The following is a 23,561-nucleotide window of genomic DNA, read 5'->3' on the forward strand; positions in this document are numbered from 1 at the left end:
AACGCGCCGGAGCGCTTTCCGGCAGGGCGTTGAGCCGGTCGACGAGACGCTGCCGTTGCGCGGGATCGAGTCGCTCCCAGGGGGCGAGCGGCTGCCTACGCACGGCGCCGAACACGTCGCGCCACAAGGCTGCCTCCATCGTCGGCGTGCACGCGGCGAGCGGAACCCCGACGTAAAGCGCTCGACCCATGCCGATGTCGCGGGCGGCGATGAGGGGGTTACCCTCGACGGTCAGGACGGATCGGGCCCCCGGTGCGAGCGTTCCGGTTCGGATCGAGACGGGAACGCGAAGGCTGTCGCCCCTCGGCAGGCTCATATCGACCCAATTTGCCGGCGCGAGCGCCATGAGAGGAGCGAGCGGCGTGCCGTCCAACGTGGGCGTTCCAGCGTCTTCCAGCCAGACGAAGGTTCCGCCGCGCCGGATCCATCGAAGCAACGCCGTCTGTTGGGCGGGAGCCCATGCGCTGGAGTTCGGGTGGAGCCCCCTCCAGACGACCACGTCGACACCGCTCCACGCGAGCCAGTCGCTCGGTAGACTGCTGAGCGACCCCGTTTCCGATGGCTTGACTCGAACTCGTTGCGGCGAGTCGGGGTCCGCGCCATCGAGGCGGATTTCGCCACCGACGTACGCCAGGGTTCCAGCCGTCGACGTCACGGCGAGTACGCCGAGGTCGTTCGGGGCGAGCGGAGCCGGGATCGGGAAGGAGTAGGACGACTCCGCCTGTGCGGTATCCACCCATCGCACCGTGCCGTCGGTCGGGAGATCGGGCGTTCGTGCGACGGTTTCCCAGCGCGTTCTGCCATTGCGCACCAACGCGAGCTCGATGCCGTTTTCCTCCGCTCCGAGCGAGACGTAGGCGGTTCCCTCGAACCCTTCGGTGTCCGTCGCCAACGTGACGGCGAAGCGCGTCCAGCCGCCGCCGCGAACGATGCCGCCGACTCCGATGTCAACCGACTCGACGACCAGATCGGCGCGCGTCGAAGCCGCGCACGTCAGCGCGCACGCGCACGCCAAAGCGACGATATGAGTGTGGGCAGCGCAACGGTAGACCATGGGCTGAGCATACGGTCCGGTCTGCTTGCGATCAAGCCGCGACAGACGTATACTATCGGTAACTCGTCGCGCCCCAATCGGTTCTGCGACAGGTGCAAGGCATGGCAGTCTCAAGTCTCATTTCGCCAGCGGAAGTCGTCCTTCCGCGACCCATTGAAGCTCTGACCGTGGTGCGCACGCCCACCCCCGCGCCGTCGGAGAACGTGTCGGCGCTGCGCGACCTGGGATCGACCTCCGGCAGACCGCCTACGAAGAACCTTGCCGGTGGATACGACGCGGCAGACGAGCGTCGTCTGCGTGTCGAGGACGTGGCGCAGCGCAACGAGGAGCGGGTCCACGCCGAGGTCGTACGAGACACTCGCGAGGCGCTGGACCGCATCGCGGCGGAAGTGACGCGCATCGCCGACCTGGCGGCGAAGGCTCAGAGCGAGACGGTCTCGGCATCGGAGCGGACCGAACTCATGGTCGAGGCGCGCGAGATCGCAGAACGCGCCGAGGAGGCGTTTCCGGCTGCCGATCCGTTCATGAAGCCGGAAGTCGCCAGCCTCGCCGTGATCGCGTTGCGACCGGAAATCCTCGCGCTTGCCGACTCCGCTCGCGCCGCCGATGGGACGCCCGAGGCGGTTCGACTGGAGGAGCGCGCTGTCGAGGCGGTTCGGCGCATCGAATCTATCCGACGCGATATGTTGCCCCCTCCCCCTGAGCAGGAGCCCTTCCCCTCGCAGCAGGACGAAGTCGCGATGAGCGAACGCGAGCGCATCGAGAGCCCGGACGCCGCCGCGCAGGTCGCGCAAGAGGTGCGGGCGGAGGCGCGCGTCAACTCCGCCGACATGCTCTTGGCATTGGCGAACATTGTCCCCCAGACGGCGATCTCGCTGCTGGTCTCGACGTAGCCGCATGCGCTGTATGCCGCGTCGCGTCGGGGTTCGTTCCTCTCTCCGCATTGATTCCTCTAGGGCGCGGGTGGTAATATCGGGGCGTCGTCGCTGACGGCGCGGAGGGCTCTGTATGCGCGCGAAACGTGGCTCGATACGGACCATCGTCCGGCGCTGTGCGTTCATCGCCGTGTTGTGCGTGCCAGCGTTCCCGGTGTCGACGGCGCGCGCGCAGGAGCTGACGGCGGAGCAGGTTTTCGGCAAGATGCAAGCCGTCTACGCGAAGATGAAGACGGTTGCCGCCGTCTTCGACGAGACGACGATCATGGACGGCGACCGCCGAACGGCGAAAGGTCGGCTCATTTTCGGGAAGCCGAATCTGCTCCGACAGGAGTACTTCGACCCCAAAGATGCCAAATCGGTGGCGCAGGTGATCGTTCTGGACGGCTCGATGTCGTGGTCGTTCACGCCGTGGCTGAACCAGGTGACGCGCAAGGAGATGGACACGAAGAGCTCGCGCGAGCTGCTTCCAGGAGCCGGCGAGAACCTGGAACTGGTTCCCAAGAGTTTCTCGCTGTCGCTCAAGAAGGATGACGCGGCTCGCCGGAAGGGCGTCTACCTGCTTCACATGGAACCGAAGCCCGGCACGCGCGGCGTGGGCGTCGGCGAGCATCTCGAGATTTGGGTCAGCCAGAAAGACTGGCTTCCGGTGCAGGTGTCCTACACGAACACAGAGAACGACGTGGTCACGATCATCGCGTTCAACGACATGAAGCTGGACGTGACTCCCCCGAAGAACGCCTTCAAGTTCGAAGTCCCGCCTGGCGTGGAGGTCGTCACGATCAAGGACGACTACAAGCGCGACCGGTGATCGGCGAGCCGCACAAGGATTCCGGCCTGTTGAGTGACCGACGTGGCAAGGCGCAGTCTGTCAAGGTGATCACGCTCGGATGCCCCAAGAACTCCGTCGACTCCGAGTCGATGATGGGGATTCTGAGCCAGTCGGGATACGAGCTCACCGACGATGAGAAGCGCGCCGATGTGCTTGTCGTCAACACGTGCGCGTTCATTGAGCCAGCCAAAGCCGAGTCCATCGAGACGATCTTGGGAGCCGCCGAGCTCAAGCAGGACGATCCGCGCAAGCGGCTGATCGTCACGGGCTGCCTGGCGCAGCGATACGTCAGCGAGCTCGCCGATGAGATGCCCGAGGTCGACGCGTTCGTCGGCACCAGCGAGTTCATGCACATCGGCGACGTCATCCGCGATACCCAGCGTCCGCGCGAGGACCGCGGCGCGCCGATCCAGCGCGTGTCGTCTCCTGCCTACCAATACACGCAGCCGTTTCCCCGGATACTCGCGACGCCCTGGCACACCGCGTACCTGAAGATCGGCGAAGGCTGCGACAATCGATGCACCTTCTGCGCGATCCCGTCGTTCCGCGGCGACTATGCCAGCCGTCCGATCGACATGCTTGTGCGCGAGGCGGATGTCCTCGCCCAGTCCGGCGTGAAAGAACTGGTTCTCATCTCCCAGGACTCGACGTTCTACGGGCGCGACCAAGGCGGGGACGGGCAGCTACCCGAACTGCTGCGGCGTCTCGCGCGCGTCGATGGGATCGAGTGGGTGCGCGTGCTCTACGCATACCCGACGCTAGTCGATGACGAGCTGCTCGACGTGCTGGCTGGCGAGGAGAAGGTGTGCGCTTACCTTGACGTGCCGCTGCAGCATGTCGATAATGACGTTCTGCGACGGATGGCACGTGCGACGAGAGAATCCGAAACGCGGGAGTTGGTGGTCCGGGCGCGCGACCGCGTGCCGGGGATCGCGCTCCGGTCGTCATTCATCGTCGGGTTCCCGGGCGAGACCGACGCGCACTTCGCCAAGCTGGTGGACTTCGTCGCGGAATCCCGGTTCGAGCACGCGGGCGTGTTCCGCTTCTCGCCGGAGGACGGGACGCCGGCGGCTTCGATGCCGGATCAGGTCTCCGAAGAGGTGGCCGAAGAACGGTTCATGGAGCTCGTCGCGGTCCAGACGGACATCGCCCGGGAGTTGCGCAGCGCGCGTGTCGGCAGCACGGTCCGGGTGCTGGTGGATGGGAAGAAGCCCAACACTCCGCTGACGGAAGCGCGGATGGAATCCCAGGCGCCTGAGATCGACGACGTCGTCTACATCCGAGGCTCACGGCACAAGGCGGGCGTGTTCATCCACGTCCGCATCGTGGAAGCCTTTGAGTTCGACCTGTTGGCAGAACCAACTGAAGGACCCCTATGAAACGAGCCGAGTGGTCTCCATTCGGGCTGGCGAATGCGCTCACCGTTCTGCGCATCCTGATCACGCCGCTGTTCATGCTCGCGTTCTTCCATGGGTACCGTCACGCCGAGGCGGCTCAGGGCAGGGCGGCGTTCTACTACCTCGGAGCGCTGTTCCTGTTCGGGCTGGCGTCGCTGAGCGACTATCTCGACGGAAAGATCGCCCGGCAGCGCGGCGTCACGGAGTTCGGCAAGTTCTTCGATCCGATCGCCGACAAGCTGCTGGTCCTGACCGCACTGCTGTCGCTGCGTTACTACGGCGAGCTGATCCCCATCTGGATGGTACTGGTCATCGCCGGTCGAGAGATCGCTGTCACGCTGCTGAGATCCGCTTTAGTTGCGCGCGCGGGTCGAGTCGTCAGCGCGAACCTCTGGGGCAAGATGAAGACCGTATCGCAGATGACGATCCTCGTGGTCAGCCTGCTGCTGTTGAGCGTGAACAGCGCGGTCGGTTATCCCTACGAAGGGCTGCGCACATCTCGGGGACCGATCTTCTGGATGATGCTGGTCCCGGTCACCTTGACGGTTCTCTCCGGGATCGAGTTCGTCTACAGCAACCGGTCCAACTTCCGGGCCCTGGCGACGGGCAGCGAGGTGGCATAGCCCAGTGCCGCTAGGGCGACCGGGCGAGGGTCACGATGCGTCTGTTCATCGCGCTCGTGTTCCCTGAAGACGCGCAGGAGCACCTACGGTCGCAGTGCCGTCTCTGGCAGTCCGATCCAGCGCTTCGACGAGCCCGGTTCGCGTCTGACTTCCACATCACCCTCCAGTTCCTCGGCGAAGTGCCGCCGAATCGGCTGGAGCCATTGACCGCATGCCTGGCGGAACCATACGGCGGGTACCCGACGTTCACGGTGAGGCTCGGGGCGCTGGGCGCGTTCCCCAGCATCCACCGGGCGTCTATACTATGGCAGGGCGTTGGAGAGGGTGGCGCGAACCTGACGACGCTGGCGAACCTGACCGGCGAGGCGCTCGCTCCCCTGGGCTTTGAGCCGGAACGACGACGGTTCGTGCCGCACGCGACGCTGGCGCGACTGCGGGTTCCAGTGAATCTGAGCCAGTGGGTCGCTCGATGCAACGCCGAGATCGATCTGCCCGATGCGTTCTCCGCTGGCGAAGTCTCGCTCGTTCAGAGCATCCTGAAGCCCGACGGACCCCTTTACACCGCGCGCGCGTCGTACCCACTGATGTCCGTATGAGCCGATGTTGCAGGCATTCACCCTGGAGAGGTCACGATGACAGCGAAGGCGGCGAGACCGGCGGCGGTGGCGCCGGAGAGTGACGACGCAGCAAAGAAGAAAGCCATCGAGCTCGCAGTGGCGCAGATCGAGAAGCAGTTCGGCAAGGGCACCATCATGAGCCTGACCGGCGACAACGTCCTGCCGGTGGAGGTGATCCCGACAGGCGCGTTGGCGCTCGATCTGGCGCTGGGCGTCGGCGGCGTGCCACGTGGTCGAGTCGTCGAGGTCTACGGTCCCGAGTCGTCGGGCAAGACGACGCTGTGCCTGCACATCCTTTCGGAGGCGCAGAAGCGCGGAGGCGTTGCCGCGTTTATCGACGCGGAGCATGCGTTCGACCGGTTCTGGGCGAAGAAGGTCGGCGTCGATCTCGACGCCCTGTTGTTCTCCCAGCCAGACGACGCGGAGCAGGCTCTGGAGATCGTCGAGACGCTGGTGCGAAGCGGCGCCGTGGACTGCATCGTGGTCGACTCTGTCGCGGCATTGGCTCCCCGCGTCGAGATCGCCGGCGAGATGGGCGATTCGCACGTTGGCGTCATCGCGCGGCTGATGTCGCAGGCATTGCGCAAGTTGACGGGTGTCATCAACAAGTCGCGGACGTGCGTCATCTTCATCAATCAGGTGCGCGAGAAGATCGGCGTGACGTACGGGAACCCGGAGACGACTCCCGGCGGGAGGGCGCTGAAGTTCCACGCCTCGATCCGCATGGAGATTCGACGCGGAGAGGCGCTGAAGGTCGGAACGGACACGGTCGGCTACCGGACGCGCGTCCGCATCATCAAGAACAAGGTGGCTCCGCCGTATACGCAGGCTGAATTCGACATGGAGTTCGCCGGTGGCATCTCGCGCGAGGGCAGCATCCTCGACATCGCGTCCGACTACGGCATCGTGCAGAAGTCGGGTGCTTGGTTCTCGTATGGCGAGGAGCGACTGGGTCAAGGGCGCGAGAACGCCAAGGCGTATCTGCGGGACAACGCGGACATCGCGGCGCAGGTCGAAGCGAAGGTGCGCGAGTCGCTTACCGGGAGCGTCGTCGGCGCAGACCGCCCGTTGCCGGAAGACGCCGACGACGAGCTCGATCCTGATCTGGACGACGAACTCGGTGAGGTCGTCGAAGACCTGTCGGACGAGGTTTGAGGCATTGGGTCCGAGGAGGATCGCGTTGAGGCGAACGGCGTTCTTTGGCGCGTTGGTGGCGGCGACATCCCTGGTTCTCGCCGGATGCTTGGCTCCGGCGACGGGCCCGGTCATCGAGAAGCGGGGCGTCAAGCGAACCTACACGGTTCCGACCGTCAAGCCGGAGCACAGCCCCGACGGCTTCACGTTCCGTTCGCCGCACTTCGAGCTGCATTTCGACGAAGCCATCTCGAAGATGCGAGGGTACGAGACCCCGGACGACCGCATCTCGCGTGGTCTGGGCGCGATGGTCTTTCTCGAGAGCCAGTACAACTTCCTCCGGGAGGTGCTGGGCATCGACGCGCTGGCGATGATTCCGATCTTCGTCGCCCCGAACATCGAGGGGAACGAGCACGACGCGTACACGCGTTCGGGATGGCAGTCCGATGGCAAGGGCGCGATCCAGTATGCGGTGGCTGTCTACTTCGGCGCCGAAGCCTTCGCGAGCCCGAGCATCCGCGCGCATGAGATGACGCACGCGTTCACATCGATCTACGGCTTGCCGGCGTGGATGAACGAGGGCTTGGGTGTCTTCGTCGAGTCCGAGCTCGCAGGCGGGGCCGGCTGGGCGAGGAATAACCGCAGTCTCAAGCCGTTGGGATTCGACGAGAACGGATACAACGTGATCCAGCTCTGGAGGCGGGAAGGATCGGCGCTGACATTCCGAAGCGTCGAGACGTACTCCTACTCCTATTCGGTCGTGACCGAGCTCAGCGACCGCCACGGGGATCCGCTGTTCCAGAGGTTCTTCCAGCTCATCAGCGAGGAGACGAAGGCCCAAGGACCTCGGATGCACACCGACGAGGACATCGTCTCGCTGTTAAGTCGGGCGGCGGGAACCGACCTGACCCCGTTCTTCGAGAAGGAGCTTCAGTTCAAGCTGTCCGCGATGCCAGCCGCTGCAGCGTCGCCGACTCCGCGTGTGACACCCGGAGACATCCCTCCTTTGCGATAGCGACCTACCGGGCTTGGAGACCAAGCAAGAGAGGACAGCCGTGCCAGCAGTAGGGATCAAGCGTTGCGGTGTTCGTCGGGAGGCGGTGCGAGGCGCACTGGAGCACGTGCTGGACGAGATCGCGCCGAGGGTGAGCTCGCCTGTCCTCATCAAGCCGAACTTCCTGTCGAGCGGCAATCAGCTCGCGTCCACTCACGCCGATGCTGTTCGCGGCGTGCTCGACGTTCTGATGCAGTTGCCGAACGCGCCAGACGAGGTGCTCATCGCAGAGGGTGGGAACGAGAAGTACAGCGGAGAGGCGTTCGAGAATTTCGGCTACGGCGCATTGGCTGGCGAGTACGGCGTTGCGATCCGACTGATGGACCTGCATCAGGAGACGGAGTGGGAGGAGGCGGAGATCGAGCTCGCGGACGGCGGAACATGGCGCGTCGGCGTGCCGATGACCGTGCTCAGATGCCCCACTACGATCTCGGTGGCGGTTGCCAAGACGCATGATGTCCTCTACACAACCCTGGCGCTCAAGAACATGATCATGGGGTCTGTCCGGCAGAACGATCGCGTCAAGATGCACGGGTACATGACGCATGGCGAGCGGCAAGTCGGACGAGAGTCCCAGATACTCAATCGGAACCTGATTCGCCTGGCTGCCTGGCTCACGCCGAGCATCGCGGTCATCGACGGCGTCGAAGGGCTACAAGGGAACGGTCCCGGTGGAACCGACGTCGTCCGCCTCGGCACGGCGTTTGCCGGATCGGATGTGTGGGCGGTCGATGCGGTCTGTTCGCAGGCGATGGGGTTCGAGCCGCGCGATCTCGGCGTGTTCGTCTACGCGGCTGAGCGCGGCTTGGGAGTCGTCGATATCGCCGATATCGAGATGCGCGGAGACGGTTTGGACGAGATCGCGCGGGCGTTCACCCCTCACGAGCGCTACCCGTTCCAGCGCCAATGGCGCGAGGAAGGCGTGCGGTTCTGAGCCCGGAGCGCGTCGCGGAGGAAGACGGCGATGTGCGGTCGATTCACCATGGCGACGCCCAGTCCAGAACTCGCGCGGCTGTTCGACCTCGAAGAGATGCCGACCGTGGCGCCGCGATACAACGTATCCCCGACCCAGAACGTCCTTGGGATTCGGGCCCGGGGCGAGGACGGTTCCCAACGCGAGGCGGCATGGCTCCGTTGGGGATTGATCCCCGGCTGGGCGAAGGACCCGTCCATTGGCGCTCGGATGATCAATGCGCGGTCGGAGACCGCCGCCGAAAAGCCGTCGTTCAGAACGCCGTTGCGACGGAGGCGATGCCTGATTCCCGCCGACGGGTTCTACGAGTGGCGGCGGACGGGTTCCCAGAAACAGCCCTACCTGGTGCGAGTGCGCGGCGGCGAGCCCTTCGCGTTCGGCGGAATCTGGGATGTGTGGCGGCAGGGCGACGACGTTGTCATCGAGTCCTGCGCCATTCTCACGACCGAGCCGAATGACCTGATGGTGTCGATCCACGACCGGATGCCCGTCATCATCCGTCCCGAGGAGTTCGACCTGTGGATTGACCCATCCATGCAGAAGCCCGGCGATATCGCTCACCTCATGGCTCCCTTCCCAGCATCCGAGATGGACGCGATTGCCGTGACCACGCGGGTCAACAATCCTGCCAACGACGATCCCCAATGCGCAGTGCCGGCTGCGGCGATCTCCTAGCCAGAGAGCGACGGCCCGCGTTCCCGGTTGCGTCGTCCTTGATCCGTCGGTCGCTGAATCGACGTCAGGCTCGCCGACAGCGCTCCATGTGAGGGATTCTCTCAGCCGCGTACGAGGCTCCCGTCGTCTGATATCATGTGGAGATGAACCGAGCTGCGGATCACCTCGAAGAGGCACACACATGAAGCGAATCGCCGTCGCGCTCGTCGCGCTTTCGGTCGCCATCGGTGCGCACGCCGATCAGGCTGCTGTCACCAAGAAGCTCGGGGAGTTCAAGGACCTCGTCGGCTACTGGACGCTCGACGGGAACCTGCAGGACTCCTCCGGTAACGCACATCACGGGAAGATCCAGGGAGACCCCGCCGCGTTCACGTGGGTCGAGGGCGTCAACGGAGGCAAGGCACTTCACGCCGACACCGCCCGTTTCGTGGGTTCCTACATCGACATCGCCGCGCCCATCGGCTCCAAGTTCGATTCCCCCAAGGCGAGCTGCGTCGTCTGGGCGACGTTGGAGCCCAGGGCTGGCAACTACTGGCACTCCATCGTCGAGCGGAACAATCTGTGGTACGTCGAGACGGAAACCAAGCCCGCCGAATGGAAGGACAACGCGGTCGTCGTGCGCCTGTACGACGTGGTTGCCGTCGGCGGCGGCGGGTCGGGTCAGATCCGCGACAACACGAACGTAACCGTCAAAGACGGCGTTTGGGCGCAGTACGGCTGGTCGTATGACGGATCGAAGATCCGCGTCTACCTGAACGGCACGAAGGTGCTGGAGGCAGCCTACGCCGGCGGGTTGGGCCCGACGAAAGACACTCCGAAGGCTCCTCCTGCCGACAAGGGCAAGAACTACAACCTGAGCATTGCCACGTGGCAGCAGCGCGACGACTGGTTCAAGGGAGCCATCGACGCGTTCGCCTACATCACGGACGTGCTGACCGACGCGGACTTCAAGGCGCTGAATGACGCGATGAACGCCCCGCTTGCCGTCGAACCGAAGGGCAAGGCCGCCGCCGCATGGGGAGGGCTGAAGCAGCAGTAGTTGGTGGAGCCCGCGTCGTGTTCGGAGATGGTAGCTCGCCGTCGCGTAACGCGTGCCTTGCGCGCCACGCGACGGCGCGTTACCGTACTGGATGCCGAGTCCTGGTGAGGTGCGGGAGGCGCCATCGGTTCTCTCGGAGTCGGGCGGCCTCGCCTCGGTCAGCCGTCCGCCTCCCACACCGGGATAGGGGGTACGGCAATGGGCATCGGGCAGCGTCTACTCACCGGTCTGTTCGCCGGTGCCATCATCGGCGTCGTGGTCGGAGCCATCGCACAGGGTCTGGTTCCGTCGCAGGAGAGTTGGATCGTCGGCGCGATCGGCGGGGGCTTCATCGGCCTCTATGTCGGGCCCGTCGTCGGCATCCTTCTCGGCATCATCCCGTGGCTTCTGCGCAGCGTCCTGCACTGCCTCATCGGCGGAGCCATCATCGGAACGGTCGTCGGCATCGCGCTCTGGCAGGTTCAGTCTGAGGTCGATCGATGGCCCGTCAGCAGCCTGCCCATCGGCTTGGGCGTCGGGCTGGGAATGGTGTTTCTCGTCGGCACGTCGAAACGTCGCGCGCAGGAGCCGGCTGCCTAGCCCGTCGGGGTCACAGCTTCTGCAGGTGGGTCTTCATCAAGACCGCCGATATCGTCGATGTCAGTAGCACAACCATCAGCATGGCGGAGTAGACCGGCAGGTCGATGAGACCTTTCTCGTAGCCGAACGACGCCGCGATGATGCCGAAGCTCAGCCGGTAGTTGAACAGCAGGCCGGCGAACAACGGGATCGGCTTGGGCACCCTCGGCTTGACGGCGAGATACGTCGAGACGAACTTCCCACCGTACGCGACTGCCCCCAACGTGAGAGAGCGGAACCTACGAAGAGCGGCGCAGGGAGCACGAGCGTCAGCCAACTGACTCCTTCGAACATGAGAATCAGCGAGAGCATGTTCAGGACGTCGACGACCATCGCAGCGCTGAGGAGCATCTGCGAGAACCGTCGGTCAAGCGCCTGCTTGTCTTTCAGGACCGCATAGACCAGCGCCAGCGAGGTCGTCGACAGGCCGATCCCAAGCAGCATCGAGGACTGCCCCGACACGCGGAACACGTAGAGAGCAGTTGCCGCGACAAGCGCGAACGGCAGCATATACGATATCGCGCCGATGAACAGGCTCTCCCGCCAGTACCGAGCGAGGAGCCGCGCATCGGTTTCGAAGCTCGCGAAGAACATGATGCCCAGCAGGCCGAAGTTGGCGGGAAGGTCATCCAGTCCGCCGGTGTCTCGGGATTCAGGTTCCCTGCGATCACGCCGGCGACGATCTCAACCATGGCGACACTGATACCGCCTTGATGGATATCACCGCGGCGAGCAGCACGAGCGCCACGACCACAAATGAATGGGCTCCGAGCGTGGATCCCTCCGCGGCCCGTTCTGGTGGCTCCGGACGCGCGTTCACATGATGGCTCAGTTGGGTGGTTCGTCTGTCTGACAGGTCTACGGCTGGGAGCCCGTCGCTGGACTCAGCCGGATGAAGACCGTCGTCTCGAGACGCTCGCGCAGTTCGCACGTGTGCTGACCGTCGTCGAAGCCGTCGGCGCGAAGCGTGATCCGGTACGTGCCCGTCGGGAGTCCGGTTACATGAGCCTCGGCGCAGGAGAATACCTCGCCCACGAGGCGGCCGTCCAGGAGCAACTTGATGCCGTCGGGAGGTCCGAAGGGCGACCAAACAACGACCAAGCGCGACGAGCCCGCTGAGCTCGGTGACAGCTCGAGGTCCGCGCGGACCGACGGCGCGCGTAACTCCAGCGTGGATGCCTTGGCGAAGCCGACGAACTGTGCCTTGCCGGGAGCAGGACTCTCGCTGCGCCACGTCGCGACCTGGTACTGCCCGTCCGGCAGGTTCCTCAGCACGAACTCTTGGGACCGCGTGTCTGTCTGACCCACCTGGTCGCGCCGGACCCCCGTCAGGCGTTGCGCGAGGATGCCACCCTTGGGTGGCAGATGCAGCAACGCGTCCAGCGGCAGCTCGTCTTGCGTGTGACGGACAGAGACCCACTGCCCCGGCTCCACGTGTGCCAACACGAGGTCTGCGGTGCCGGGCATGGATATGGGCAAAGGCTCCGAGTTGCCCGAGGACGGGACGGGACCGACGACGGACATCTCGGCGGCCGATCCAGCCGACACATGGACGACCTGGCGACGTTCCGAGTCCGTGTCGAACCAGAAGGTCACCGCGTAGTCGCCCGGGAGCAGAGGCGGGGAGGTCAAGACAACAGCCCCAGACGCGCGGTCCGACACGCGCAGGACGCCCAGGGGCAAGGCACGGCCGTCGGAGCCGTCGTCGACGACCGCGACCAGCGCCGCTGACGGGACTCGGTCGGCGCGGACCCGAATGGTTCCAAGCGCTGATCCGACCACGCGGACGATCAACGACTGCACGACGATGCGGGCGTACTGCGACAGTTCGCGCCCGGCGGCACGGAACCTCTGAACGTGCATGTCCGCGCGAGCATCGGGTTGGTAGAGCCGTACGGCGACGTCCGCGATACCAGGCGCTTCGCCCTCGGACTGGCGAAGAATCTGGGCGTAGATCACGAAGTCTGCGGGGGACTCGGACACGATCTGAGGAGTGTCCGCCTCGAGCGACGGTCCCTCGGTCGTCTTTACGCTTCCGTCGAACACGATGTTGGGCTGCGTGGCGAGTTCGAGCGCCAGGGCAGCGCTCAGGTCCGTCGCGTATGCGTCGAACTCGGGTCGGAGGTCCGCCGGTACTGTGACGAACGCCGCAACGATAGGCGCATCGCGGGCTTCGAGCGCGTGCGTCGTGCCCGCCAGGATGGTCAGCGCAGCAGAACACGCGCATAGAGCGGCGAGCATCCGCCTCGGACTACGGGGAGCCATTGGCGGCCGCTCCTGGCTGGGCGTTCTCGTCGTGCGCCGTCCACCGCCGTATCTCGCGCCCCGAGGCAGCGTCGATCACGCGGAATGTCCATTGAACCGGCGTCGGGTTCTCCGGCGTCGCCGGTGACTCGAATGCGTATTCGAGCAGATGGGTCGCGCCCAGGGCACGAACGGCGGCGACGTACGCCGCGTCGTCACTCGGCGCGGGCACGCGGTAGGTCGTCGCCATGGGTTCGACGACGGCGACGCCTGCGTCGGTAAGAGCCGATACGAGGCCGTCGTGCGCTTGGCTGAACGGCTGTATGGGCGCGGACCCGCTGGGCGACAGCCAGACGCGAGCATCGGGACCGAAGGCATCGATCCAGTCGGTTCCTGCTGCGGCGTCGCGCGCCAGGTCATGGAGTGATGGGTCGAGGTCCCCGGACAAGATGCGGTCCGGATCGATGAGATGTCCCGACCAACGGACGATTCCGTCCTGTGAGTCGACGAGCCGCATGTAGAGCCCATCAGGCTCCGAACGATACAGGAGCACCGACGTAGCCCCGGGAAGAGCGGCGCGAAGGGCGTTCCATGACGTGTACGCCAGCGGATCGCTGGGCGTACGGAGCATCGGGTAGAGCCAGCGCGGTTTCACCGTTGGCGCTCCGAGCTTCTCGACGACTGGCATGCGCGTCAGCACACCTGCTGTGACTGCCTCCTCGGCAATCTCGGTCTCCCAAGACTCGGCAGGCTCGCCGGGTTCATTGTCCACGCGCACTAGGAGAGTCGCCTCCGAGGCGGCCGCTTCGGGCAAGCCCTCGGCGAGCGAGCGAGTCTCCTCGAAGCGACGTTCCAGGAGATCGAGGGTCGCGAAAGCGTCGGAAGTCGGGTCCTCGGAGGTGAGCTCGATGGGCACCGAGTACGTCAGGAGCTTCGTGACGCCTTTGCCGACAACCAAATCCAAGTTGGGAGCCCACCGCAGCGGACTGGCTCCGAACGCCAGTTGCGCGAGCTCGTCTTCGCCCAGCAAGTCGCTGCGTTCGAGCGTGTCCACAACGGCAAAACCACGTCCTCGCAGCGTCGCAGAGAGGGCTCGACCGAAGGCTGCCGACGTTCGCGGATTGGCTGCTCGGGCGCGCGGGATCAGCCATAGCCGGTCAGACGAAGGCTGGATGAGGTGCAAAGGCAGAGCGTTCGTGACTCCGGGAGCGATGCTCTCCCAGATGAGCTCTGCCGGGGCGTCAGACATGCCCTTCAGGTCGACACCGACCGGTATGAGCCGAGAGTCGACGACCATGCCGGATCGCAGATCGACGAGTCGCGCCAGGATCACGGCACGGAACTGCGCGGCGAGCGCGCGGTAGTCGAGGGCGTCCGCCTGCCCGGCTCGCTCCTCCTGAGCCATGCCGGCGAAGTTGACCAGCTCGACCAACGCTCGACCTTCGGCGTGTCGAGGCGCCTCGAACGTCAGCTCGGAAGACGACAGGCGAGACACCGAGGAGATGCGCGTGCCGTCGACATACACCTGTATCGTCGCGTCGAAGCCTGCGCCGCGGACTGTGACCGTCGTCCCTCCGTCCGGGGCTACACGCGCCGGTTCCACGGACTCGACGCGGAGGGACGGCACGTATTCGAACGCGTCGGGCAGGCTGACGATGCGACGACCGGTGGTGACTCGGATGCTGACGCGCCCTGGGCGGCTGGGCGGCGCGAGGACGACCAGTTCGGCGTCTGTGGGCGTCGATGGGAAGACGCCGCGCACTTCCGCCGGGCGGTCTCCGAAGTAGACGGCGACGGGCGGCTGAACTGGAATGCCTGCCAGCCGCATGCGGACCACGATGCCGCCTGCCTCTGTCGCGAAGCCGGGCACCAGCGGTCCTAGCCGCACCTGGGGCGCTGACGGCTCGATGATGATGGCGCTCTGTGGCGCGCATCCGATCAGGACGGTGGAGAGAATGAATGGCAGAACCGCGCGTGATCGCATTCGTCGCAGAACCCATGTGAGACCAGGATGGATGGTCGGGCACGCGACGGTACGGTAGCAGACGGGAAGCACAGCGCACAAGCCTACGCCGGTTGCGGAGCGGAATGGCGTCCCCGACGGGATTTGAACCCGTGTCGCCAGCGTGAAAGGCTGGTGTCCTGGGCCTGACTAGACGACGGGGACGCGTGCGATGGGTCTGCCCAAACCAGGGTCTGAGCACGCGGCAATTATACAGCGCGGCTGGAGAACCGGTCAACACGATCGCCGTGACGACGCGGCAGCGAGCGCACGACGTCCTCCCCGCTTGGGGGAGGGCGTCGTGCCGGGAAGTGGGGTTACCACTCGGACCTGAGCGCTCCCCACACAGTCGCGGCTTTGCCGGTCGGCTCGACGGGCGAGGCGTTCAGGAGCGCCTTGACCTCGGCGTCCTTCGGCGAATCCGCTGGGTCGAGTTTGCCGTAGTTGCGGACGATCACCGCATCGAACAGCGGAGCATTGGGCAGCGCGTCCGCCTCGCGCACGCCGACGCGCAGGTAGTTGACGCCGACGGTTAGGATCGGGTCCACGGCTCCGTCGTTGCCGGTCAACTGGTTCTGCCAGTACCACTTGTTCGTGCCGTTCATGCCGTCATCGTTGACGCGGTTGGCATTGGACATCGGGCTGGGTTTCCACGCCTTTCCGTCCGTCCCAAACTGCCAATAGAAGGAGTTGCGGTCGGTCGGGACCCGCATATGGAACCAGACCTGCCACTTCTTGCCGTCAGCCGTCGACTCGCCTGCCTTGACATTGACCGGCAGCTTGTAGATGAGGAAGGGCCCGTCTTCGAGCTGCGCGCCGAAGTCGTTGTCACCGGGCCCGGAGAGCGCGGTCCCTAGAAGCGATGTTGCGTCCTTGACCTCGACCCACTTGTTGCCCTTGACATCGACGTTGAATTGGCTGGCTCCCTTGTCGAACCAGGTGGCGTGCACACCGATCATCTGGTCGGCGACCGCAGATGCTGTCACAACCACCAGTCCGAGCCCGACCGTGAAGAGCAACGATGCAAAGCGTACGCGCATTAGGGATGTCTCCTACTGGTTGACCGTCGCGAGAGCGAATCTGGGACGACAGCAGCCCAGAGCGTGATCCGGTGTCCGAGTCGCGTAGCAGCAGCCATACCTCCCTTGCTGCTGCCGTGGGTGAGAGACAATCCTCCGTCACCTCGAAGACCGTGCGCGGAGCAGCACACTCCCCGGGTGCGAGTCGCGTGGTCTCTTCACAGCCGTTCGTTAAGGGGTCGTTGCAGAAGTGAGAAGAGAGTACATCAATCCGTCTTCGGACGCAAGAGCTCCGTACGACGCGCTGTCGCCGAGGAACCCGAGCAGGCGCGACACGAAGATCCAAGGTCTTTGCGAGGCTAGTCGATCTCGATAGGAACGTTCCCGTTGCGGTGCGACTCGCTGATCGCCAGATCGATCTGGCGGTCGATCCGCCCGTTGACCGCGCCGTACTCCGGCGGCACGCCCTCTCGCACCGAGCGCATGATGCTTCCGAGCTGGCACGCGATGGTCACGAGCCCGTCGTTCAGCGGGTAGTCGCGGAACGGGTTCTCCCAGACGATCTCCGGGTCCGTGTCGGCGACGAGTCGGTCGAGCGTCTCGACGCCCTTTGCCGTACACACCACTCGACGGATGTCGATCGGACGCCTCTCCGTCTCGCTGGCGAGTACAAAGAGCTGGTCGCCGACCGCCATTCCCTTCTCGCCGTAGAACTCGGTCGACGAGATGCCGCGCAGCGGCGACCCGAATGCCAGGCTCGTGAAGTGCGAGAACCCCAGCGCTCCGCCCTCGAAGAAGAAGATGGCGTGCCGCGACCGCTCGGCGTCGGTCCGCGTGCCTCGGTAGTCATGCGGTTGAACCGTGAAGGGAGCTTCGATGCCGACGACGCGCCGGATGGGAACGTCGAACCCGATGTAGCTCCGCACCAGGCTCACCGCATGGTAGTTGTGTGTGCGGCTGTTGTTGTGACCCCGCAGCACGCGCCCGAACACGCCGTCTAGGATCAACTCGCGTTTGATGCGTTCCGACGGAGCCCGGTAGAGGTTCTCGGCGACTTCGAGGTGCGCTCCTGTCTCCGCAGCCAAGGCGATCAGCCGATCGGCATCCTCCAACGCCGACGCCACCGGCGTCTCGGTGACTACGCTGATGCCTCGCTCCAGGGCGGCTCCGGCGACGACGTGCGTCTGCGGCGGACTCACGATGACGGCGACGAAGTCGGGCTTCGTCTTATCGAGCATCGCTTCGACCGAATGGAACCACGGCGCGCGGTACCGGTTCGCCTGCTCCTCGCCGCGCGGCGCACCCGTGTTGCACACCGCCACCAGCTCGAGCTGGTCGGTGAGCGCGTCGATTGTGGGCAGCCAGGCTCCTGTAGCCCGGCGACCCGCGCCGACCACTGCGACCCTGAGCCGATCCATCGTTGACTCCTTCGGTGCGGGACGCTGTCGCCTCGGGGTTCGGCGCGTCCAGCGTCCACGTTCCCACCCACGGGCGGGCTCACGTTCGTACGAGTCTTCGAGTTGGACTACGATCCGTCGATTTCGCCAGAACGAGCGGCTGCGGCGGGTTCGCGCTGAGCGCGTCGGAACCCGCCGCTCGCGGGTGGTCAGGTGATGCGGAGCGTCACGTTCGCGTCGGGCTCCACATGGAGGATGATGCGGTCGCCTATGACGGGAACCGGGGCCCCGTCGAGCTCCAAGGGCGACGTGGCGTTCGCGCCGCCGATTCTGGGCAGCTCGATGGACGCGACGGTCGAGCATCCACGAGTTTCGCGCAGCGACACGATGTATCCGTTGCCGTCCTCCGCTCGCTTGAAGCCGGTCAGCGCGACGCCGGACGGCTCGACGCGGATCAGTGACGCGGAATCGTTGGGCAGTATGCCGCCCGCGTGAGTAGACAACTGGCGGGCGATCACATCCGTCGACGCCTCGCTGGCGAATCGCCATGCCGCCGCCGCGTCGAAATCGCCGGAGTGGCAGGTCAGTCGGTATCGGAGCGTCACGACGCCGGACTGGCTCGCCGGGAAGTTCGTGTTCCAGTAGTTACCCATCGCCCACGAGAAGAGCGTCGCGCTCTTAGGAACGAACTCGCGCTGCCACCGACCGGTGTTGATCCGTCCGAACTGGGCGAGCGGCGCGTCGGGCGTAGCCACGGTGACGCCGAATCCGCTGCTCGAGAAATCCACGTAGCCCTGGACGGTGTGCCAGTCGTGGCAACTCCCGCGGAGCGTGTCGTGTCCTACCCGGACCGGGCCCGACGTGGAGTCGTAGCGCGCCGTGCAGCCGGGCACGAAGAACGGGAACACCACGTAGACCGACTCAGGGTCGGTGACGGCGAGTTTGTCGATGGTCAGCGTCACGTCGATCCACGGCAAGTGCTCGTGGAGCGTCACTTCCTGAGTGACTCGTCGGCATCCGTCGGCGGCGAGCTCGGAGACGATGCTCGCGGCGAGGGGCGACTGCCGTCCGCTGCGCACATGAGCGGCGACGGGGCTCGTGCGGACGAACGGCGTGCTGGATCGCGTCCGTCCGCCGCCGTTGCCGCCCGTGGGCTGCGAATCGTAGAGCGCGTCGCGCCCTTGCTCGTCGGATATCCGCTCGTAGAGGTACTGGCAGAGCCCGTATTCGCTGCGTTCGTCGAGCAACTCGCGGCTGAGCGTCTTGGAGAACCAGCTACGGACGACTCCCGTGGTCGAATCGACGACGATCCGGTGGTATCGATTCTCGAGTGTGGTTCCCTCTGTCCTCAGCGCGGAGTCGGGGAATGACGTCGGCGTGCCCCATCGGTAGACCTTGTAGCCCATTGGGGGGATATCCCGCGCGACGAACGAAATGCCCTGATCGGTGATCCACTTGGGAACCGGGACGCCCTCGCTGAGATCGACGAGACCCAGCGAGGTGTCCAAGCCTCGACGGGAGACCTGAACGTAGGCGTCTCGTTCCCACGACAGCGGGTTGCAGACCAGGATGGCGTCCTCGGTCGCTGGGACGTACTCGATCAGTGTGTCGCAAGCTGCCGTGAGGGCGTCGGCGGCGATGTTCGCCGCTCGGAAGGTGAACCCGGCTTTGGCGTTCCACTGGGTCCGCGAAGCGAACGAATGGGGGAAATCGACGCTTTCTTCCGCGCCCCAGGTGTGTTCGTCGAACAGCGCGAGGTTCCAGTAAGCCTCGCGGAGATCCTCGGCGGGATACGGAGTGTCCGGCTCGACCATCGACAAGCCGGCTGAGACGCGCTCCGCCGTGTCGGCAACGATATGGGCCCGTCGCTGGACGGCGGTTTCATAGGCGGCGCTGGCGAGCCCGTCCGCCGCCCAGTCGCACCAGTCGCCTCGCATCGTCTCGAGGCTCGCGCCGTAGCGTTCCTCGATGTGCTCGAAGAGCGTCGATACCAGCGCCAGCTCCATCCGGGGCAGCGTGTCCGGAGCCCGGTCGTTCCAGTCTCGAACGAACGCCGGCAGCGAGTCGTCGACACCCTCGTTGCAGTCCGCGCCGACGCCAGGCACGCGGAGCGCGACGAAGTCGTACGGATACTCGTGCTGGGACAGCCGGTCGAGGTATTCCGCGACCAGCTCTTGCGCGGTGTCGGTATCTCCGCCGATGCCGATCCGGCGTGCGTCTCCGGAGTCGGCGGCGTTCCACACCAGGAGACGATCCCCGGTCTTCAATTCCCACCACGCTGCCTGCGAGCGGGGCATCGGGGACGCCGCCCTGTCGCCGGGAGACTGGACGAACAGGTACGGCACGGAGCAACCGGTCAGCAGGTCGATCAGGCAGGACGCGATGCCCGTGACGCCGAGTGCCATCGCCGCGCGCACGGAGATACCACGCTGGCGCAACTCGCCGACGGGCTGCAGGTAGTGCGCGAGGGATGATGGCGTGGTCAACGAGCTCAGGTGGAAGGGCATCGCGGTGACTTCGACGCGCCCTTCGTGAGCCAGGTGCGTCCAGGCGTCGGCGAACTCGCTGTCGAGGTTCGCCAGGGCGTATTGGAGTGGACCCGTCGCGTCGCATGTCCAACGCATGCGCGCGGCTTCGGGCATGGACTCCGACTTCTGACATGCCGCGATGACATCCTGGAACGTTCGGCAGTGGGAGCGGAAGACGGTCTCTTGGTACGCCGTATAGCCAATCCGTGTGTAGCCGGAGTGGATGAGCAGGATTCGTGAGACACCCATGCGAAGGATGGCCTTTCGTAGGGACCTCGAGCCGAAGGCGCGTGCTCCTCGAAAGGGGTACGCCATCCCAGCATATCATGCCTGGCGACCGGCGGGCAACGCGTTCCCGGGCGATCTGAGCGCGCTGGGCACGCTTGAAACGACGCATGCCGTAGCGCATACTTCGACGTGGATTGAGCGATGCGCACCGCCCAGAATGGGCTATGGTTAAGGCGAAGGCGCCTGGAAGGGTGTTCGGTGGACGCAGAGACGCTTGAGCTTCCCATCTCACGGTTGCGTGTCCGAGAGCCCGTGTGTGTTCCTCACTCGACGAAGGTGCGAGACGCGGTCAGGCTCCTCCAGGAGAAGCGCGCCGGCTGTCTGATGGTGACCGACGCCGGCAAGCTGGTCGGCATCTTCACGGATCGGGACGCAATGAAGCGGCTGAGCCCGCTTGGCAAGGCTGGCGGCGACCGACCCCTTTCCGATCTGATGACGCGCAATCCCGCCGCGCTTCACCTCGAAGACAGTATCCTGTTCGCGATGAACCGCATGCACGTCGGTGGGTACCGTCATATTCCGCTCGTGGACGCCGACGGAACGCCGGTCGGCATCATCTCCGTGCGTGCCGTCATCGACTACCTGGTCGAGCATTTCGAGGACACGGTCCTCGGTGAATCGGAGACCACGTCCTGACGCCTGTCGATATCAGCGGGGAATGAGAGTATGGTTCACGATCCCGTCAGCGAGGACCTGCAGCGGTTCGAGGAGTTGCTCGAAGCCGACGTGCGATCCCTGCCCGAAGATGCGCTACTCGCTCCCGTCGCGGCGTTGTCGTTTCAACACCGTTCGACGGTGAGCCCGAACGAGTCGATCGCGACTGCCATGTCGCGGATGATCGCAGACGATGTCGGCTGCCTGGGCGTGCTCGACGGACGAAAGCTGGTCGGTATCCTGACCGAACGCGACGTCCTGATGAAGGTCGCGCCCGACTTCGAGAACACGGACAAGCGTCTCGTTTCGGATCTGATGATCCCGAAACCGAGCGCGGTGCGCGCCACCGCGACGATTGCCGATGCCCTGCGTTTGATGCATCTCGGTCACTTCAGGCATCTCCCAATCGTCGACGATGGCGGCAACTACGTTGCCATGGTGTCGGTGCGCAGCATCCTCGAGTACGTCGTCGAGCACTTCCAGGCAGAAGTGCTCAATCTGCCACCGAACCCGATTCGAGGCCCGATGAACTCACGGGAGGGCGCCTGAGCTTCCTGGCAGGCATGGACGCATACGGGGCTCGTTGGCAGGCAGCGTGGTAGAAAACGAAGAGGCGTACCCATGACCCAACGGCTGGAGGTCGTCAACGAGGTCACGATCCGTTTCGCCGGGGACTCCGGCGACGGAATGCAGATCACCGGCGACCAGTTCACCAATACGTCTGCACTGGTCGGGAACGATCTGAGCACGCTGCCGGACTTTCCGGCAGAGATCCGAGCGCCCGCCGGCACACTCGCCGGCGTGAGCAGCTTCCAGGTTCACTTCAGCAGCTTCGATATCCACACCCCGGGCGATAGTCTCGACGTGCTGGTCGCGATGAATCCCGCTGCGCTCAAGGTGAACCTCGGGTTCGTCAAGCCGAACGGTATCATCATCGCGAACACGGCTCAGTTCGTCTCGAAGAACCTGAGACTCGCGGGCTATGCCGAGGATCCGCTGCAAGACGGGAGCCTGGCGTCTTACCAGGTGTTCCCTGTCAACATCACGGAGTTGACCGCCCACGCCTTGGCGGATATCCCCGACCTGACGGCGCGCGAGATCGAGCGGTGCAAGAACTTCTTCGCGCTGGGGATCGTCTTCTGGCTCTTCCATCGCCCGATGGAGCACACGATCCGGTGGATCGAGGACTACTTCACGAAGCGCAGGCGACCGAAGTACGTCGCCGCCAACGTTTCCGCCCTCAAAGGCGGCGCAGCGTTCGCAGAGGCGACCGAGCTGTTCGCCACGACCTACGAGGTCCGTCCCGCGCCGCTACAGGCAGGGCTCTACCGGAACCTGACCGGCAACACCGGCTTGGCTCTGGGACTGCTCGCGGCGGCGACGCGATCCGGTCTCCAGCTCTTCTACGCCGGCTATCCGATCACCCCGGCGAGTGCCATCCTTCACGATCTGTCGGGTTACAAGAGATTCGGCGTACGGACGTTCCAGGCGGAGGACGAGATCGCCGCTGCGGGCGCTGCTTTGGGCGCTGCCTACGGCGGGGCGCTCGCCGTGACGGGAACCAGCGGTCCCGGCATCGCGCTCAAGCAGGAGACGATCAGCCTGGCGGTGAGCGTCGAGCTACCCATGGTCATCTGCAACGTGCAGCGAGGCGGGCCCAGCACGGGTCTGCCGACCAAGACGGAGCAATCGGACCTGTTCCAGGCGATTGTGGGCAGACACGGCGAAGCGCCGCTTCCGGTCATCGCCGCTTCACGTCCCTCCGACTGCTTCGACGCGGCGTTCGAAGCGTGTCGCGTCGCCATCAAGTACATGACGCCGGTCATTCTCTTGTCCGACGGCTACATCGGGCAAGGATCGGAGCCGTGGCGCATCCCATCGGTGCCGGATCTGCCGAAAATCGATGTGCCGGAACGTCCCGCAGCGGAGGGGTTCGCTCCGTACCTACGCGACCCGGATACGTACGCGCGACCGTGGGCGGTTCCCGGTTCCCCAGGGCTGGAGCATCGTGTCGGCGGGCTGGAGAAGTCAGACGTCAACGGACACGTGAGCTATGCCCCGGATAACCACGAGACGATGACGCTCAACCGCTCCAAGAAGGTCGCGTTGGTGGCTCGTGAGATGCCGCCCCTCGAAGTTCACGGCGACCCGGACGGCGGCAAGCTGCTGGTGCTTGGGTGGGGCAGCACCTATGGAGCGATTCGCACGGCGGTCGAGCGGTGTCGCGAGGCTGGGCAGTCGGTGTCTCGCGCGCATCTTCGCTGGCTGAACCCGCTGCCGGAGGACCTCGGTGACACGCTTGCCAAATTCGAGCGCGTTCTGATCCCCGAACTCAACCTGGGGCAACTGCTCACCTTCGTGCGGGCGAAGTACCTGATCCCGGCGATTGGCTTGCACAAGGTCCAGGGCGTGCCATTCACCGCCTCGGAGATCCAATCGGCAATCGAGGAACTCCTGTAGGTCGGGCGCGTCCGGGGC

Annotated in this window: 21 protein-coding genes and 1 tRNA gene; 14 read left to right on the top strand and 8 right to left on the bottom strand. The window is 65.1% G+C overall.

Annotated features, from left to right (window positions below; translation table 11 throughout):
• A partial coding sequence (locus FJZ36_06940; protein ID MBM3214634.1) for a hypothetical protein occupies positions 1-1,054 on the bottom strand: 1,054 nt, incomplete at its 3' end.
• A gap of 101 nt (positions 1,055-1,155) precedes the next feature.
• Between FJZ36_06940 and FJZ36_06945 the strand changes: the two genes are divergently transcribed.
• The 11 genes from FJZ36_06945 to FJZ36_06995 all read left to right on the top strand — a co-directional run bounded on the left by FJZ36_06945 (position 1,156) and on the right by FJZ36_06995 (position 10,912).
• Positions 1,156-1,947, top strand: a complete 792-nt coding sequence (locus FJZ36_06945; GenBank protein ID MBM3214635.1) for a hypothetical protein — start codon at positions 1,156-1,158, stop codon at positions 1,945-1,947.
• 115 nt (positions 1,948-2,062) lie between these two features.
• Entirely contained in the window at positions 2,063-2,800 is a 738-nt protein-coding gene (locus FJZ36_06950; GenBank protein MBM3214636.1) for an outer membrane lipoprotein carrier protein LolA, read from the top strand.
• Positions 2,611-4,200, top strand: a complete 1,590-nt coding sequence (gene rimO / locus FJZ36_06955) for a 30S ribosomal protein S12 methylthiotransferase RimO (protein MBM3214637.1) — start codon at positions 2,611-2,613, stop codon at positions 4,198-4,200. The genes FJZ36_06950 and rimO overlap by 190 nt, the downstream gene beginning before the upstream one ends.
• Positions 4,197-4,841, top strand: coding sequence for a CDP-diacylglycerol--glycerol-3-phosphate 3-phosphatidyltransferase (gene pgsA / locus FJZ36_06960; GenBank protein ID MBM3214638.1), 645 nt, complete (start codon positions 4,197-4,199; stop codon positions 4,839-4,841). The genes rimO and pgsA overlap by 4 nt, the downstream gene beginning before the upstream one ends.
• 35 nt (positions 4,842-4,876) lie before the next feature.
• Positions 4,877-5,437 carry an RNA 2',3'-cyclic phosphodiesterase gene (thpR, locus tag FJZ36_06965; protein MBM3214639.1) on the top strand — a complete coding sequence of 187 codons (561 nt, stop codon included), beginning with the start codon at positions 4,877-4,879 and terminating at the stop codon, positions 5,435-5,437.
• A 36-nt stretch (positions 5,438-5,473) separates the two neighbouring features.
• Complete coding sequence (gene recA, locus FJZ36_06970; GenBank protein MBM3214640.1) at positions 5,474-6,613, top strand: recombinase RecA; 1,140 nt, start codon at positions 5,474-5,476, stop codon at positions 6,611-6,613.
• 25 nt (positions 6,614-6,638) lie between these two features.
• Positions 6,639-7,607 carry a hypothetical protein gene (locus FJZ36_06975; GenBank protein ID MBM3214641.1) on the top strand — a complete coding sequence of 323 codons (969 nt, stop codon included), beginning with the start codon at positions 6,639-6,641 and terminating at the stop codon, positions 7,605-7,607.
• Between the two features lie 13 nt (positions 7,608-7,620).
• Positions 7,621-8,580 (top strand): DUF362 domain-containing protein, encoded by a 960-nt coding sequence (locus FJZ36_06980; GenBank protein ID MBM3214642.1) that lies wholly within the window; start codon positions 7,621-7,623, stop codon positions 8,578-8,580.
• A 30-nt stretch (positions 8,581-8,610) separates the two neighbouring features.
• Positions 8,611-9,294, top strand: a complete 684-nt coding sequence (locus FJZ36_06985; protein MBM3214643.1) for an SOS response-associated peptidase — start codon at positions 8,611-8,613, stop codon at positions 9,292-9,294.
• A 181-nt stretch (positions 9,295-9,475) separates the two neighbouring features.
• A complete protein-coding gene (locus FJZ36_06990; protein ID MBM3214644.1) occupies positions 9,476-10,333 on the top strand; it encodes a LamG domain-containing protein in 858 nt (285 codons plus the stop codon).
• A gap of 198 nt (positions 10,334-10,531) precedes the next feature.
• Positions 10,532-10,912, top strand: a complete 381-nt coding sequence (locus FJZ36_06995) for a hypothetical protein (protein ID MBM3214645.1) — start codon at positions 10,532-10,534, stop codon at positions 10,910-10,912.
• Between the two features lie 150 nt (positions 10,913-11,062).
• On the opposite strand, the gene FJZ36_07000 is transcribed toward FJZ36_06995, so the two are convergent.
• The 7 genes from FJZ36_07000 to FJZ36_07030 form a co-directional block, all read right to left on the bottom strand.
• The gene (locus tag FJZ36_07000) at positions 11,063-11,545 is read right to left on the bottom strand and encodes a hypothetical protein (protein ID MBM3214646.1); all 483 of its coding nucleotides are present in this window, start codon (positions 11,543-11,545) and stop codon (positions 11,063-11,065) included.
• 264 nt (positions 11,546-11,809) lie between these two features.
• The gene (locus FJZ36_07005; protein MBM3214647.1) at positions 11,810-13,216 is read right to left on the bottom strand and encodes a hypothetical protein; all 1,407 of its coding nucleotides are present in this window, start codon (positions 13,214-13,216) and stop codon (positions 11,810-11,812) included.
• A complete protein-coding gene (locus tag FJZ36_07010) occupies positions 13,203-15,179 on the bottom strand; it encodes a hypothetical protein (protein MBM3214648.1) in 1,977 nt (658 codons plus the stop codon). Before FJZ36_07010 ends, FJZ36_07005 begins: the two co-directional genes overlap by 14 nt.
• A 105-nt stretch (positions 15,180-15,284) precedes the next feature.
• Positions 15,285-15,362 (bottom strand) — tRNA-Glu (locus tag FJZ36_07015).
• A 152-nt stretch (positions 15,363-15,514) separates the two neighbouring features.
• Positions 15,515-16,237: a hypothetical protein gene (locus tag FJZ36_07020; GenBank protein ID MBM3214649.1), complete on the bottom strand. Its 723-nt coding sequence runs from the start codon at positions 16,235-16,237 to the stop codon at positions 15,515-15,517.
• Positions 16,238-16,575: 338 nt separating this feature from the next.
• Entirely contained in the window at positions 16,576-18,162 is a 1,587-nt protein-coding gene (locus FJZ36_07025; GenBank protein MBM3214650.1) for a Gfo/Idh/MocA family oxidoreductase, read from the bottom strand.
• Positions 17,823-20,456: a hypothetical protein gene (locus FJZ36_07030; protein ID MBM3214651.1), complete on the bottom strand. Its 2,634-nt coding sequence runs from the start codon at positions 20,454-20,456 to the stop codon at positions 17,823-17,825. Before FJZ36_07030 ends, FJZ36_07025 begins: the two co-directional genes overlap by 340 nt.
• A 114-nt stretch (positions 20,457-20,570) precedes the next feature.
• Between FJZ36_07030 and FJZ36_07035 the strand changes: the two genes are divergently transcribed.
• The 3 genes from FJZ36_07035 (at position 20,571) to FJZ36_07045 (ending at position 23,543) form a co-directional block, all read left to right on the top strand.
• The gene (locus FJZ36_07035) at positions 20,571-21,065 is read left to right on the top strand and encodes a CBS domain-containing protein (protein MBM3214652.1); all 495 of its coding nucleotides are present in this window, start codon (positions 20,571-20,573) and stop codon (positions 21,063-21,065) included.
• A 30-nt stretch (positions 21,066-21,095) separates the two neighbouring features.
• Positions 21,096-21,632 carry a CBS domain-containing protein gene (locus FJZ36_07040; protein MBM3214653.1) on the top strand — a complete coding sequence of 179 codons (537 nt, stop codon included), beginning with the start codon at positions 21,096-21,098 and terminating at the stop codon, positions 21,630-21,632.
• Positions 21,633-21,704: 72 nt separating this feature from the next.
• Entirely contained in the window at positions 21,705-23,543 is a 1,839-nt protein-coding gene (locus tag FJZ36_07045) for a 2-oxoacid:acceptor oxidoreductase subunit alpha (GenBank protein MBM3214654.1), read from the top strand.
• Positions 23,544-23,561: the final 18 nt, after the last annotated feature.

The sequence above is a fragment of the Candidatus Poribacteria bacterium genome (assembly GCA_016866785.1).
In the GTDB taxonomy this organism is placed as follows: domain Bacteria; phylum Poribacteria; class WGA-4E.

Coding starts and splice junctions, on each gene's coding strand:
- FJZ36_06945 (MBM3214635.1), top strand. CDS start 1,156: ATGGCAGTCTCAAGTCTCATTTCGCCAGCGGAAGTCGTCCTTCCGCGA.
- FJZ36_06950 (MBM3214636.1), top strand. CDS start 2,063: ATGCGCGCGAAACGTGGCTCGATACGGACCATCGTCCGGCGCTGTGCG.
- pgsA (MBM3214638.1), top strand. CDS start 4,197: ATGAAACGAGCCGAGTGGTCTCCATTCGGGCTGGCGAATGCGCTCACC.
- thpR (MBM3214639.1), top strand. CDS start 4,877: ATGCGTCTGTTCATCGCGCTCGTGTTCCCTGAAGACGCGCAGGAGCAC.
- recA (MBM3214640.1), top strand. CDS start 5,474: ATGACAGCGAAGGCGGCGAGACCGGCGGCGGTGGCGCCGGAGAGTGAC.
- FJZ36_06985 (MBM3214643.1), top strand. CDS start 8,611: ATGTGCGGTCGATTCACCATGGCGACGCCCAGTCCAGAACTCGCGCGG.
- FJZ36_06990 (MBM3214644.1), top strand. CDS start 9,476: ATGAAGCGAATCGCCGTCGCGCTCGTCGCGCTTTCGGTCGCCATCGGT.
- FJZ36_06995 (MBM3214645.1), top strand. CDS start 10,532: ATGGGCATCGGGCAGCGTCTACTCACCGGTCTGTTCGCCGGTGCCATC.
- FJZ36_07000 (MBM3214646.1), bottom strand. CDS start 11,545: ATGTTCTTCGCGAGCTTCGAAACCGATGCGCGGCTCCTCGCTCGGTAC.
- FJZ36_07005 (MBM3214647.1), bottom strand. CDS start 13,216: ATGGCTCCCCGTAGTCCGAGGCGGATGCTCGCCGCTCTATGCGCGTGT.
- FJZ36_07010 (MBM3214648.1), bottom strand. CDS start 15,179: ATGCGATCACGCGCGGTTCTGCCATTCATTCTCTCCACCGTCCTGATC.
- FJZ36_07020 (MBM3214649.1), bottom strand. CDS start 16,237: ATGCGCGTACGCTTTGCATCGTTGCTCTTCACGGTCGGGCTCGGACTG.
- FJZ36_07025 (MBM3214650.1), bottom strand. CDS start 18,162: ATGGCGATTCGCCAGCGAGGCGTCGACGGATGTGATCGCCCGCCAGTT.
- FJZ36_07030 (MBM3214651.1), bottom strand. CDS start 20,456: ATGGCGTACCCCTTTCGAGGAGCACGCGCCTTCGGCTCGAGGTCCCTA.
- FJZ36_07035 (MBM3214652.1), top strand. CDS start 20,571: ATGCGCACCGCCCAGAATGGGCTATGGTTAAGGCGAAGGCGCCTGGAA.
- FJZ36_07040 (MBM3214653.1), top strand. CDS start 21,096: ATGGTTCACGATCCCGTCAGCGAGGACCTGCAGCGGTTCGAGGAGTTG.
- FJZ36_07045 (MBM3214654.1), top strand. CDS start 21,705: ATGACCCAACGGCTGGAGGTCGTCAACGAGGTCACGATCCGTTTCGCC.